Source organism: Anabaena sp. 4-3, from assembly GCF_001597745.1.
Lineage (GTDB): Bacteria > Cyanobacteriota > Cyanobacteriia > Cyanobacteriales > Nostocaceae > Trichormus.
Genome location: NZ_LUHJ01000035.1, coordinates 39781 through 54235 on the forward strand (window position 1 = coordinate 39781; position 14455 = coordinate 54235).

General features: G+C 42.3%; 9 protein-coding genes. 4 read left to right on the forward strand and 5 right to left on the reverse strand.

Annotation, left to right across the window (positions count from 1 at the left end; translation table 11 throughout):
• Positions 1 to 693 precede the first annotated feature (693 nt).
• Both A3775_RS10075 and A3775_RS10080 read right to left on the reverse strand, forming a co-directional pair.
• Positions 694 to 2445 carry a peptidoglycan-binding protein gene (locus tag A3775_RS10075; protein ID WP_066424822.1) on the reverse strand — a complete coding sequence of 584 codons (1752 nt, stop codon included), beginning with the start codon at positions 2443 to 2445 and terminating at the stop codon, positions 694 to 696.
• Between the two features lie 77 nt (positions 2446 to 2522).
• Positions 2523 to 3029, reverse strand: coding sequence for a universal stress protein (locus A3775_RS10080; protein WP_066379049.1), 507 nt, complete (start codon positions 3027 to 3029; stop codon positions 2523 to 2525).
• Positions 3030 to 3427: 398 nt separating this feature from the next.
• Between A3775_RS10080 and A3775_RS10085 the strand changes: the two genes are divergently transcribed.
• Both A3775_RS10085 and ftsH read left to right on the forward strand, forming a co-directional pair.
• Positions 3428 to 4147 (forward strand): dienelactone hydrolase family protein, encoded by a 720-nt coding sequence (locus tag A3775_RS10085; RefSeq protein ID WP_066379044.1) that lies wholly within the window; start codon positions 3428 to 3430, stop codon positions 4145 to 4147.
• Positions 4148 to 4257: 110 nt separating this feature from the next.
• On the forward strand, positions 4258 to 6237 hold the full coding sequence (gene ftsH / locus A3775_RS10090; RefSeq protein WP_231866979.1) for an ATP-dependent zinc metalloprotease FtsH: 1980 nt from the start codon (positions 4258 to 4260) through the stop codon (positions 6235 to 6237).
• 78 nt (positions 6238 to 6315) lie between these two features.
• On the opposite strand, the gene A3775_RS10095 is transcribed toward ftsH, so the two are convergent.
• The 3 genes from A3775_RS10095 to A3775_RS10105 all read right to left on the reverse strand — a co-directional run bounded on the left by A3775_RS10095 (position 6316) and on the right by A3775_RS10105 (position 12342).
• Positions 6316 to 6588, reverse strand: coding sequence for a DUF5132 domain-containing protein (locus A3775_RS10095; protein WP_066379043.1), 273 nt, complete (start codon positions 6586 to 6588; stop codon positions 6316 to 6318).
• A 77-nt stretch (positions 6589 to 6665) separates the two neighbouring features.
• Complete coding sequence (locus A3775_RS10100) at positions 6666 to 7058, reverse strand: response regulator (protein ID WP_066379040.1); 393 nt, start codon at positions 7056 to 7058, stop codon at positions 6666 to 6668.
• The gene (locus A3775_RS10105) at positions 7030 to 12342 is read right to left on the reverse strand and encodes a response regulator (RefSeq protein ID WP_066424824.1); all 5313 of its coding nucleotides are present in this window, start codon (positions 12340 to 12342) and stop codon (positions 7030 to 7032) included. Before A3775_RS10105 ends, A3775_RS10100 begins: the two co-directional genes overlap by 29 nt.
• Before the next feature lie 711 nt (positions 12343 to 13053).
• Between A3775_RS10105 and A3775_RS10110 the strand changes: the two genes are divergently transcribed.
• A complete protein-coding gene (locus tag A3775_RS10110; RefSeq protein ID WP_066379035.1) occupies positions 13054 to 13584 on the forward strand; it encodes a universal stress protein in 531 nt (176 codons plus the stop codon).
• Positions 13585 to 13918: 334 nt separating this feature from the next.
• Entirely contained in the window at positions 13919 to 14440 is a 522-nt protein-coding gene (gene hoxE / locus A3775_RS10115) for a bidirectional hydrogenase complex protein HoxE (protein WP_066379034.1), read from the forward strand.
• Positions 14441 to 14455 lie beyond the last annotated feature (15 nt).

Here is a 14455-nt window from a genome sequence, read left to right on the forward strand (position 1 = left end):
TGGCTAAATATGTTGAATATCAGCCTGTTTATTTTCTATGACTGGGCATCTAACAGACTTGACTGAAGAGTAAAAATATTCAGTTAACTGTAAATGCCAGACATTAATCCTGCTGATGCCAACAGAATGCAACACTTTTTCTTCAAATAGTGGAAATTACCGTTAAATTTTCTCTATTAAATAAAAAAAATGTTACACCTTTGTCTAGACTCCAATATACAGATAGATTTATTTGATGTAACTATTGTAGAGATTGTTAATTTATTTTATATCCGTACAAATTCTGATTTTTCTTCTCAAGAAAAATCATATACTTCCGCAATATATATGAGTTTTGGGCAAATGGTTCCAAAAATTCTCACTTAGTTAATCTATTTACAATTCTTAATGACAACTATAAATTTTAGTATATTTTCTATAACAAACTAAAAAATCCGTGTAAGCAAATTTAAACAGAAAATCAAACCTAATAACGTTAAATTAATTAAAACATCATTTAAATAATCTAATATCAAGCAGATATTTCTTTAAAACTACCGCATGAGCAAGACTGGTTTAAAATACTGCATTCACAAATATCCGTCTGAGCAGTATTTATCGGCTTAGAAATAGACAGTTTTGACACTATGTGTTTTTACACGTTGAGTTAAGTTTAAATGCTGCACTATTTGATATTTGCTACGCCACTACTTTTTAATCTTGAAAAATCATGATGTTGCCAGAATAGCAAGCTACCCAAACTTCTCTAGTTTTTGGATCGTAAGTAATGCCGATGGGATTAGCTTCTACATTTACTTTTTGTAACACTTTCATATCCCTAGTCCGAACTTTGCTCACGGTATGTTCTTTGTAGTTAACAACATAAAGGATTTGACCATCATCAGATAACGCCATACTACGCGGAGCATTACCTGTAAAGACTTTATCTATAACCTTTCTTTGGGGTAAACTAATTTTGACAACTTTTCCTTCACCATTTAAAGAAGCATAGAGATATTCACCACTGGGATCTATGTTGAGATGTCTTGGTGAACGACCGATATTTTTGAGCCATTTCACCGAAAAATCTCTGAGAGAGACTTGTGCAATATCATAAGAACCCATGACAGCAACATAGGCTGTTTCGGAATTCCCATCTACGGCAATGCCGCGAGGATATTTACCTAATTTAATGCGTTTGATTTCTTGATTTTTCACCGCATCAACGACGCTCAAATCCCAAGAACACCAATTACTGACTAATATCAGTCGCTCATCGGCTGAGGTTGCTACATATTTGGGGACAGAACCCACTTGAATTACTTGATCAATATCGAGAGTTTCTGTATTAATGCGATATAAAAAACTCTTGTCGGTTTTTTGAGCAGGATAACAGTTATCGCTACCAGGGTTATTAAAACCGGGGCCATACATTTTATAGTTAGACACCCAAGCATACTTGCCATTATGGGAAAAACTCGCCTCAACTGGTGCGCCTCTATATTTCCCTTTGACCTTGCTATAACCGTATTGTGATAAATCTACTGCATCGGAAATTTCTTTAACTAATTCATAGTTGCGGTTGTATACAGTGATGGTGTGGTTGTACATCATGTTTTGGGCAAAAAATAACCCATTCCCCGAATAAACCACTGATTTAGGGGAAATATTCCCAGAAATGGTTTTGATGTGCTTCATTCCCTGGGAAGGTTTGGAAGTAGTAGCTGTTGGCGGTTTGACTGGCACTTGAGTTTTTGTGGTGACAACAGGTGCAGAGGCTAAGTTGCTAGAGTGGGATTTGAGGGCAGAAAATGTCTGCGGCCCTGCGATACCATCAATAGTCAGCCGCTTTGCTTGCTGAAATTTGATGACTGCGGCTTGTGTTGCTGCGTCAAAGTAACCTGTGATGGGTTGTTTAAAGTATCCGATCGCTTGCAATTGTTGTTGTAGGGAGATGACTTGATCATTTTTGTCGCCTTGTCTGAGCGATCGCTGTGATGTTGGTGGTGATTGTTGCTGCTGGGCGACATCTGGCGAGGTGGTGGGTGGGGAGGAAGATGAGGCTATTTTATCCCACCCAGAACTAGACTCTAGAGCCGCCAGTGTTTTCGGCCCGACAATGCCATCAGGTGTTAAACCTTTGGCTTTCTGAAAATTTCTGACGGCGGTTTCTGTGATTGAGCCAAAATATCCTGTGGGTTTGTGTTGTAAGTATCCAGCAGCTTGTAACTTTTGCTGGAGGGACACCACTTGAGAACTGCTGTCACCTCGTTTGAGTGCCATAGCTTGGTTAGATAAATTCACCGCACCCAAAGCTACAGAAACCGCTAGTATGATTGCTCCACTGTGGTTTTTTATCCAAGCTGGTTGCGGAATGTATAAATCCGAATCAGTAACAGTTGCCGGTTCTGAATTGCTAGAGGCTGCGTAACTCTCGGCGAGATGCAAGTAGGCAAGTGTGTCCATAGTTAAGGAATCACCAAGACCTGGCTAATGAGGAGTAAAATTTACAACTCATTTTACCATCTGTCAAAGATGTACGGTTATGTGAGCATTTCAGTTGTGGTAGGCATTTTTCCTTGGATGACCATGACTGAGCAAGGTGCATGATGAACTACGTAGTTACTCACACTACCTAAGAAAAACTCACTCAGTCCCGCACGACCGCGACGACCGAGCATAATTAAGTCAGCCGGCCAACTGCGGGCTACTTCACAGATGATCCGCCCAGCATCGCCAACGTTTTGGGTAAAGCCGGTTTTGACACCTGCGCTGATGGCGGTGTTGGTGAGCGATCGCAACCAATCTAGTCTTTGTTGTTTCAGTTTTTCCCATTGCTGCAAATATGTGTCCATCTGTTCAGGTGGTACGGTTGGATATATAGCATCTGGCTGCATGAATATAGGGCTGACATAAGGTTCTTCTAATGGTGAAAGCACATGCAGCAACATCATTTCTGCATTGGTTGCTTTCGCTACAAATATACCTTGCTCAAAAATATACTTTTCTATTTCTGATGGGTCTATCGCTACTAAAATTCTCTGATACATCATTAAGAGTCTCCTCTAATATCGGTAGTAGATATGATTGAGTCAAAGCTAATATAGAGAAAAAGCTGACTCCCATTTATGTAGATAGATTTAATCTGATTTAGATGCTCATTTTAGGATTTGCAATCTATCTTGAGGATGAAAATTATTGCTAAGTGACTTATCAATAATTCGGTAAAGGTTTAATTTGGCAATTCGTTATTCATACTAACAGCTAATTGGTTTGGGCAGTTATTTATAGCTACAGTAAATAAGGAGCATCCTCTAGGTGGAGATTTTTTTAACGCGGAGGAAACGCGGAGGAACGCAAAGGTTTGGTAGTTGCAAAATTAATTGTGGGATGAGGGAATAAAATAGGATTTTTTGCTGCGGTTACTTTCATTTTTTGAGATATTGCCATGAATAAGACACCTTTATCCAATGTTGAAGAGCAAATTGTGATTCTGGAATTAGACAGGATTCATCTGACAGGAGAATTGGTTTTACCTACTGATGCTGAGGGAATTGTGCTGTTTACACATAGCGGTAGCAGCAGTCGATATAGTAGCTATAATCATTATTTGGCTCATGTTTTGCGTCAGGAAGGAAGGTTGGCGACTTTATTAGTTGACCTGCTGACGAAGGAAGAGGAAGCTATTGACCAACGTACTAAACATTTCCGTTGTGATATGGCTTTTCTGGCTGCTCGCATTGTGGGCATCACTGATTGGTTGTTGGAAAATCCTACTACTCACAATCTTAATGTTGGCTACTTTGGCGCAGATACAGGTAGTGGTGCCGCATTATTGGCAGCTACAACCCGTCCAATGGCGGTAAGGGCGATTGTTTCCCGCAGTGGACAAACTGATTTGGTAAGTACGGCACTTTCTTGTGTACAAACTCCCACTTTGTTAATTGTTGGGGAGAATGATTTACCTATTATTGCGATGAATGAAGATGCGATCGCTCAGATTGCTACACAACACAAGCAGTTAGAAGTTATTCCCGGCGCAACTCACCAGTTTGGTGAATCTGGAGCGATGGAAGAAGTAGGACGTTTAGCTAGTCAATGGTTTAAACATTATCTCTCTTCTTTGGCTCCACGAGATTTACATCTACATTCTATGTCTTTGAGGTGAAGCCGGGATGTAGGGCAGGGGAGGCTTTCACAGCCGGGAGCAGGGAGCAAGGGGAGAGGACTTTCCCCTTTTTTCCCAGTCAAGAGTCCCCAACACAGGAGCAATTTACTATGCCTATGAAAACTAATGGCGATCGCAATACTAAAGCACCAGAACCTAGACAGTTTGGGGGTGGTTTTATATTGTGGTTAGCATTTTTAATATTTTTAAATGTCATTCTGTTTAGCTCACCTCGCTATCCCCAAGTACCTTACAGTGATTTTGTCTCTCAGGTGGAAGCTGGTAAGGTGGCTCGTGTTGTTATCGGTTCTGACAAAATTGAATATGAATTAAAACCAGCACCTAATGCTGAGACATCTGAGGACAAAAGCAATCGGGTGTTTACTACTATCCCTCTGCCGACAGATTCGCAATTACCTCAAATTCTCCGACAGCATAATGTTGAGTATTCTGCTCAACCTCCTAGTCGTACTGGTTGGATTTCTACTTTATTCGCTTGGATTTTACCACCATTGATTTTTCTCGGTATTTGGGGCTTTTTGCTCAGTCGCAGTCAAATGAGTGGCCCGGCTGCTTTAAATATTGGTAAAAGTAATGCGCGGATTTATTCCGAAGGCACTACAGGCGTAACTTTCGCTGATGTGGCTGGTGTGGAGGAAGCTAAGGTTGAATTGCAAGAAATTGTAGATTTTCTCAAAAATGCTGCCAAGTATAAGCGATTAGGGGCGAAAATCCCGAAAGGTGTTTTGTTAATCGGCCCCCCAGGTACGGGTAAAACTTTATTAGCCAAGGCGATCGCTGGTGAGGCGGGTGTTCCTTTTTTTAGTATCTCTGGCTCAGAATTTATTGAATTATTTGTGGGGATTGGTGCTGCACGGGTAAGAAATTTATTTGAGCAAGCCAAGCAACAAGCACCTTGCATTGTATTTATTGATGAGTTGGATGCTTTGGGTAAGTCTCGTGCTGGTAGTGGGCCGATGATTGGTAGTAATGATGAGCGCGAACAAACTTTAAATCAATTACTATCGGAAATGGATGGATTTAATCCCAATACTGGGGTGATTCTCCTGGCTGCAACCAACCGTCCAGAGGTTTTAGACCCTGCTTTGCGTCGTCCTGGTCGATTTGACCGCCAAATTATGGTAGATCGTCCCGATAAAAGTGGTCGAGAAGCAATTCTTAAAATCCACGCTAAACAAGTGAAATTAGGGGAAAATGTCGATTTATCTAGGTTAGCTGCCAGAACTCCGGGGTTTGCTGGCGCAGATTTAGCTAACTTGGTTAATGAAGCGGCATTGTTAGCAGCCCGATGCAATCATGAAACGGTGACAATGGCTGATTTTAATGAGGCTATTGAGCGTCTGATTACAGGGTTAGAGAAAAAATCACGGGTGTTGAATGAGACAGAGAAAAAAACCGTTGCCTATCACGAAGTTGGTCACGCCTTAATTGGGGCTTTACTTCCCGGTGCGGGAATTGTCGAAAAAATCTCTGTAGTTCCTCGTGGTGTGGGTGCTTTGGGCTACACCCTCCAGTTACCCGAAGAAGACCGCTTTTTGATGACAGAAGATGAAATCCGGGGGCGAATTGTCGCACTTTTGGGTGGACGTTCCGCAGAGGAGTTAACTTTTGGTAAGGCTTCCACTGGGGCGAGTGATGATATTCAAAAAGCTACTGATTTGGCGGAACGTTTTGTGACACTTTATGGTATGAGTAATAAATTAGGGCCAGTAGCTTTTGAGAAGATACAACAAGAATTTTTGGAAGGTTTGAGCCATCCTCGCCGGGCTGTGAGTCAAAAAATTGCTGAAGCTATTGATATAGAAGTGACAGAAATAGTGGATGGGGCGCACCAGATGGCGTTGAGAATTTTGCAGGTGAATCAAGCACTGTTGCGAGAAACAGCCGAAATTTTGTTAGAGAAAGAAATTTTGGAAGGGGAAGAATTGCGATCGCGTCTTTATCGTGTTCAACGTCCCCCAGAAATGGATCAATGGTTGCAAACAGGAATAATATCGAGTCAAAATTCAAAATACCCTGTGGGTAGGTTTACCCCTCCGCAGCAAAATAAGCTACAAAATTTCAAATGATTGATTTTTGAGCAAGTAGAGGCGTACAGAAGAACGCAAGAGTTATGTTGACTAATTTTTTGAGATATCAGCAAGATTTTAAGGGGTAGGTTCGGCTGATTTCATGCGTTCTTCGCCAACTTCCGCCCTAGCTTCGGCAATGATGTCTTCCCAGGTTTCTCCTAAGTCTGCTATGGTGTGTTTATTATTTTCATAGAAAGCAATGCCTTTTTTGACAATGGCTTTAGCTATTGGTCTACCTGCACTACCTATGACTGGTAACAATACTGGGATGAGAACTATCCCGACAATACCTGTAATTCCTAATCCTTCTACTAAATCGCCCAGGTCGGGTAAAAGTTTAACTGACATAATGTTTTTAACCCCCTGTTTTAGTTGATTTAATTTTAGCTTAACTCTGTTTTTTCAGCTGGAAATCGATGCAGATTTTAATTTTTGTTGTCTAAATTCCAACCGAGTGCTGTGGCGACTTGTCCAGCTAATTCTAACGGATTGAATGGTTTAGCGATCGCTGTCACCATGCCCAGTTGTGAGTAACGCCGGCGATCGCTAGCTTGGATTTTGGCGGTTAATAAAATCACGGGGATGTCTTTGGTATCTGGATTAGCTTGCAGTTGCTCAAAGGTAGTGATACCATCCATGTCTGGCATCATCACATCTAAAAGAATCACATCTGGTTGACAAGCTGCGGCTTGGTTAATCCCTTCTTTACCAGAACTCGCCGTTACTACTTCCCAGCCTGCGACTGTTTCTAAGCAAATTTTGGCGACTTCTTGAATATACTGCTCGTTATCAACTACTAGAATTCGCTTGGTTTTCATGACGGCTTATCTCTTGTGAGTTGTGCGTAATTCGCTGAAGTAGTTCTATGACTCGTTGTTCAAATTCCTGGGTGGTAACACGTCCTTTAGTCAAAAATTCTGTATTTCCTAGCTTAAGCCTTTTCCGTTCTGATTCATCCAAATCTTTGGCTGAATATACTACCAAAGGAATGTTACACAGGTGATTGTGTTGTTGTAGCCAATCTACTACCGCAAAGCCATCACTTTCTGGTAAAATCAAATCCAGAATTAACAAATCTGGTTTCACTTCCTGGCTCAGACGAATCGCTTCTCGTCCGGTTCTAGCTTGGAAGGTTTCAATATCATGGCGTTCAAACAGGGTAGTGAGTAGTTCTGCTAAATCAGGATCATCCTCTACAATCAAAATCCTGGCTCGCTGAGAAGATTTAGTAATCACGCCTCTGAGAGAATCTAACAGATAGCTTTCTTGGACTGGTTTACTCACCCAATCCACAAAATCTGCACTGTTTTGGCTAGTGCTGGTTTGCTTGTAGACACTGCAAATTACAATCGGAATGTCTTTAGTTTCGCTTCGTTCTTTCAATAGTGCCATTGTTTCCCAACCATTCATCCCTGGCATGAGCAAATCTAGTAAAATCACGTCAGGATGTTCCTCAGATGCTAAGGCGATCGCATCTTCACCACTAGCTACAGTCATGACTCGATATCCCCCTGTTTCTAACAGTGTTTGTATTTCCAGGCGAATCACCGGATCATCGTCACAAACTAAGACGAGTGGGGAGTGGGTTGTGGAAAGTGGGGAGTGGGAAGGCAAAGAATCTACTAACTCTACACTGGGGGAAACTGGTAAAATCGGCAGCGTAAAGTAAAAGGTGCTACCTTCACCTACAATACTTTCTACCCAAATCCGCCCGCCATGTTGTTGTACAATACTCTGACAAATCGCCAAACCTAAACCCGTACCATCATGATTACGGGAATCTGAAGAATCTACCTGTTGAAACCGTTCAAAGATAGTATCGAGTTTATCAGACGGAATCCCACGCCCGGTGTCTTTGACTGTCAGTAATACTTCATCGCCGTATGGTTGAGCCACTAACCAAACAGTTTTATCCCGTGCAGAGAACTTAATAGCATTACTCAGCAAATTTGTCAAGGTTTGCACAATGCGGTCTGGATCTACCCATAGTTGTACCGATGGGCTAGAAATCGAGAGTTTTACACCTGCTTTATTCGCCAAGGGTTGCATAATACTGACGGCTGATTCAATCAACTCGGTCAGGTTGCAGGTTTCTCTTTCCATTTTTACCTTACCTGACTCGATGCGTTCAATGTCTAGGATGTCATTAATCAGGCGGACTAAACGCTCTGTACTATCAGTAGCAATTTGCAACAGGCGTTTACCTTGCTCTGAGTCGGCTGGTAATAAACCACTGGTGAGCATTCCCAAGGAGCCATGAATGGAGGTTAGAGGGGTGCGGAGTTCATGACTAACTACAGACACAAACTCATCTTTCATGCGCTCAATTTGTTTGCGTTCTGTAACATCACGCAAAATAACTGTATAAATTAATTCGTTATCTATATGCAGTTTCGAGATAGAAGCCTCGGCGGGGAATTCCGTTCCATCCTGGCGACAACCATAGATTTCTCGCCGTTCTCCCATGCGTCGCGCCAAGCTGGGAGCTTGTCTAAAGCCGGTAACGTGCTGACGGTGAGCCTCGACAAAACGCTGGGGTAAGAGAACATCCAGCCGTTGTCCGATAATTTCTTGAGCCGAGTAGCCAAAGATTTTCTCGGCTCCTTGGTTAAATATAGTAATTTTTTGATTACCATCAATAGAAATGATGGCATCATCGGCAATATCTAAAATCCGGGCGAGTCGGACTTGAGAAATCCGTAATGCTGCTTCTACTCGCTGACGTTCTTCTAGTTCAGAATGCAACTGTTGATTGACGTTGACTAATTCAACAGTCCGTTCTGCTACTCTTAACTCTAGTTCGTTCTTCGCGGTTTGTAGGGCGGCTTCAATTTGTTTACGATTGCTGATATCTCTGGTTGTACCCAGGATGCGTACAGCTGCGCCCTGCTCATTATAGTAGAGTTTGCCAGTACCCTCCAGCCAGTGAATACTGCCATCAGGCCAAACTACGCGAAATTCATGATTAAAATCCGTTTTTTGCTGTTGGGCTGTCTGGAATGCTCGCTCTAAGCCCGGCCAATCTTCTGGAGAAATACAGGCTTTAAAGATTTCATAAGCACCATTAAACTTACCAGGCTCCAACCCAAATAACCGCGCATGACTATCAGAACAGGTGATGTGGTTGGTGGTAAGATTCCAATCCCAAATACCCAGGTTAACGGCTTCGAGAGCCAGGGTTAAACTTTCTTCACTTTCTTGGAGGGCGGCTTCTGCTAATTGGCGATCGCGCTGATTGCGTAATGCTAAAATCCCATAGGCTAAGTCTGCCGTTAACTCTTCTAACAGTTTCACCTCATTGACATCAAAAGCATCGGCTTCATCGGCATAAATATTTAAAGCTCCAAAGGCTTGACCATTAGCCAGCATTGGTAGAGCAATTGCAGCAGCATAACCCCGACTGATGGCTTGACACCGCCAAATCTCATAGCGGCTATCAGTCAAAATGTTCTGAATAATTGTAGTTTTTCCGGTACGGATAGCGGTTCCTGTCGGCCCTTGACCATGAATTGTGTCAGCCCAAGTGAGATTGAGCGATCGCAAATATCCCTCTTCATAACCTGCTTGCGCCACCGGGCGGATACTTTTCATGGTATCATCTTCAGCATAGGCTACCCAGGCCAAACGATAACCCCCAACGTGAACAATAATGTCGCACACCTGATGTAGTAAATCATCCTCGTCTTCAGCCCGAACTAGCACTTGATTACAATTACTCAAGGTTTGCAATGTGCGATAAACTCGCTGTATTTCTGCTTTTACTTGTTTGTAATGAGTAATATCCCGTGTAATTGCTAGTTGGACTAAGCTACCATCGGCGGCGTTATGCAAAGGTACAGCCTGAGTTTCCATCCACCGGCGATGATTTTCACAAGTAATCAACTCAAATTCCAGACTAGCTTGTTGTCCTTGACACACACTTTGATTCAATTGGCGAAAAGCTGGCTGGTACTCCGGCGCAATCAGATTATATATAGATTTACCCACCAATGCGGCGGCGTTATCCGCTTCTAGTATCGCCACACCTGCGGGATTAATTTCTAATAAAGTACCATCAGCCGCCACAATTGTCACACACTCTGGTTGTGTATCAAAAATTGCGCGTCCGTTGGTGAAAAAGGGACTGGGGACTGGGGACTGGGGACTGGGGATTGGGGATTGGGTATGGGATTTTTCCCCTCTGCTCCCTTGCTTCCCTGCTCCTCTGCTCCCCTGCTCCCCTGCTCCATGCCTTTGACTGACTCGCCTTAATAATTTCACTCGTTCTAAACGATTAATAATTCGCGTCACCAATTCCGGGCCGATGATGGGTTTACTCACGAAGTCGTCAGCACCGACGCTATAGACTTGGTTAACTATTTCGGCATCGCTGTGAACTGTGAGGAATAATATAGGTATCTCACCCCACTCAGCATCATTACGCACTACTTGGCATAATTCAATACCATTTGTATGGGGCATTTCTACATCCAGAATTAATAAGTCTGGTGTTTCGGCTTTTAATGTTTCCCAAAACCGCCGGGGATCATCTAAAGTAATGACTTTCAAACCCCAAGGACATAGGAGAGTTTGCAATAGGGCGAGAATTTTGGGGTCGTCGTCTACAGCTAAGACTTTGGCTTCGGCGTGGGGAACTTGTTGTAAAATGTGAGCGATCGCCCCCAATACCTCAGATATCCCTTGGGGTTTCTGTAAAAAGGTGTGTTCCCCATGACGCGCTAGTTGTAGGCGATGTTGAAAACCTGTCTGTTCTGTAAACACTATAACGGGTATAGACGGTTTACATTGGGCTAGTTCTGCTAAGAAACTCAAACTATCTTCTTGATGAGGCGCAACTTGAGGATCAAGCAGCACTACACTTGGATGCTCTTGGTAGAGTATCTTTCTGGCTTGCTTCAGACTGGTGCTAGTAGTCACTTGAAATTCCCAGTCAGCAGATGCTTGTGTTAACTGTTCAGCTAAAGTAGCATCCCTATCAACTACCAATACCAAGGGAAGGGAATTAGTCACAGACGGTGAAGATGCTGCGGGTTTTTGCGCTGCAACTTCTTGGCGTAATGCTTGCACCCAATTTTGCAACTTGCTAATTTCTCTTGGTGTCCAACTTGTACCAGATTTCAATAGCTGCTCAATTTGGCGTGCTAGTTTTGAGCCTTCCGGTAAACCAAACGTCCCCAAAGAACCGGCTAAAGTATGGGCTTCTTGTCTAGCTTGCGAATATAATTCTAAATCAGGAGCTTCTTGGGTAATTGCTAATGCAGCTTGTTCGATAACTTTAACTTGCTGATCCACCCGTCCATAAAATTTCTGCCAAATTCCCGCTATGGCTGTGAGTGTTGTCTCTGTTTGAGATTTACTATGAGATGTGGGAGATTTTTTCTTCTCTCCTGCTCCCTTATTTCCCTGCTCCCCTGTTCCCTTACTTTCCTCCTGTGGCTTGAGTCGATAGCCGATACCATAAACAGTTTCAATTAAATCACTAGGCACTCCCACATTTCTCAACTTCATTCGCAATCCTTTAATATGGGTGCGAACTGCATCCTCTCCGGGAGTATCTTCATAAGACCAAAGATGCTCTAAAATCATCGAACAGCTAAACACCCGGCGACGATTGCGTAAAAATAACTCCAATAGCGCATATTCTTTCGGAGTTAAAGAAAGTAACTCTTGTCCATAAGTCACTTCACAACTGCTAGGGTCAAGCCGCAAGTCGCCACATTCTAAAATTGGTTGGGAATTTGTCGCGCCTCGCCGCAACAGCGCACGCACACGCGCCACCAATTCCTCCTCATCAAAGGGTTTCACTACATAGTCATCTGCACCCGCATCTAAACCTATTGCTTTCTCGTGACTACTATCGCAACCTGTTAATAACAGGATAGGCATTTGTTTACCATTTGACCTAATTTGCCGACACAGGCTAATTCCATCCCGCTTTGGCAGCATCACATCTAAAAGAATTAAATCATAGTCATAGGTTTGGACTAAATCCCAAGCTGCATCACCATCAGCCGCCACTTCCACCACATAGTTTTGGTTAGTGAGAACGGCTGTGAGCGCATAAGCGTTTAATTCGTCATCCTCTACTATTAAAATTTTCATATTAAATTAAGATTTAAACAATCATCAACAAATGGTCTAACTGATAACTCTAAATTAGTAATATTTGGTACTTAAACTTATATTAGATGATGGAACTCTTGAATATTAATTTTAATTAACAAATATCAATATTTATCAAACTTTAGAAATAGATTCACACTTAAGATATCAATATCTAACTAGCAGGGTTTTGGCGTTATCCACAAATAAAATCAATACATCTTAATATTAAAAGATTTTTGTTACCTGTTTACGAGCAATATTCACAAACTGTGTAGATATTTTCCAAAAAATCAACATCAATCATCTTTTATAGATGAAATGAGAGTGGCTATTTTCCTCACAAGTTCCTCAAATTTTTGTCTTATAAGCAATAGTGTGAGGCAAATGAGTCTTTGCTGAGTGCTGTTAGTATATTCAGACTATAGCTGATGCTGATTTTCAGTAAAAAATCCTAGCTCATAGACTCTCATATCTAACCTCTAGCCTTTCAGCAGTTCACTAAAACTAACTACTATAGGAATCATATTTGATTTCTGAAAACAACTCAGTACACCCCTGTTCCCTCTTTTCCTGTTCCCTGCTCCCTCTTTCCCTGTTCCCTGTTCCCTGTTCCCTAACTAAACAAGTAATTTCAATAATCAAATCGGATTCCTATAGAAGAACTTAATTTTAAACCAAAAACCTCAATAAATAATAACAGAGGTCTATATGCTCAAAAAAATTTTAGTGGCATTGGATCGCTCGGAAACAGGACAACAGGTTTTTGAGCAAGCATTAACCTTAGCAAAAGCCACACAAGCCAGCTTATTCTTGTTACACGTGTTGTCAGCAGAAGAAGACGGTAGTCCTAATATACCTATGGTAACAAATTATGATTACTATCCAGGAATAAGCGGTCAAACCTTTGAGGTATATCAAAAACAGTGGGATCGCTTTAAAGATGAAGGCTTGAGAATGTTACAAGCTTTCAGTGCTAAAGCCAACACCGCAGATGTATCTACAGAATTTCAACAAATCTTAGGCAGCCCTGGACGCACAATTTGTAAATTCGCGACTACGTGGAATGCGGATTTAATCGTGATGGGACATAGGGGTTTAGCTGGATTTAAAGAATTAGTTATAGGTAGTGTAAGTAACTATGTCCTCCACCATGCCCCCTGTTCAGTTCACATAGTCCATTGTGCAAATCCAGCCAAAACCACTGTCAAAGAAGATACGCAAGAAAGTGTAGGGGTGTAGGAGAGCGGAGGGGCAGGGGGGCAGGGGAGCGGAGGGAGCGGAGGGAGCGGAGGGAGCGGAGGAAGAAAAACTTTTACCCAATCCCCAATCCCCAATCCCCAGTTCCCAATCCCCAGTCCTCATTCCCTAACTAAAAAGCAATAAATACTGTAAAACTATTCACAAAAAAGATGGTTATGCTTATGCCATGTAGAGAATTTGTGAATTGTTCAACTGTCCCAATCACTGTTTTTGTTAACACAAAAATGTGTTCATGGGACGTTTTACAATTCACCTCCCATTCCTCTCACCGCTTTCCTTGTCAGGATAAGCGGGAGTCTCCTGGGAGGTTCTGATGACAACTACAACCAAACCAAACCAAACTCATCCTAGTGGGGATAAACGATTGAAGATGCTAGATGCAACTATCAAGCGTCATCAATATCAACAAGATGCCCTGATTGAAATTCTGCATAAAGCTCAAGAAATCTTTGGCTACTTGGAAACGGATTTATTACTGTATATCGCCCATAGCTTGAAACTACCACCTAGTAGGGTTTATGGGGTAGCAACTTTTTATCATTTATTTTCTTTAGCACCACAGGGTAAGCATACTTGTGTGGTATGTACAGGTACAGCTTGTTATGTCAAAGGCGCGCAAGCCATCTTAACAAATTTGGAAAAATCTACCTGCATTCACCCTGGTGAAACTACTGCTGATGGTGAATTATCACTACTCACGGCACGCTGTTTAGGTGCTTGTGGCATTGCGCCGGCGGTGGTGTTTGATGGTGCGGTTTTAGGTAATCAAACCCCGGAAACAGTAGAGCAACATATACAAGGATGGTTAACAGCAATTCAAAATTCGGAACAGTAGACATGATAAGGGTTC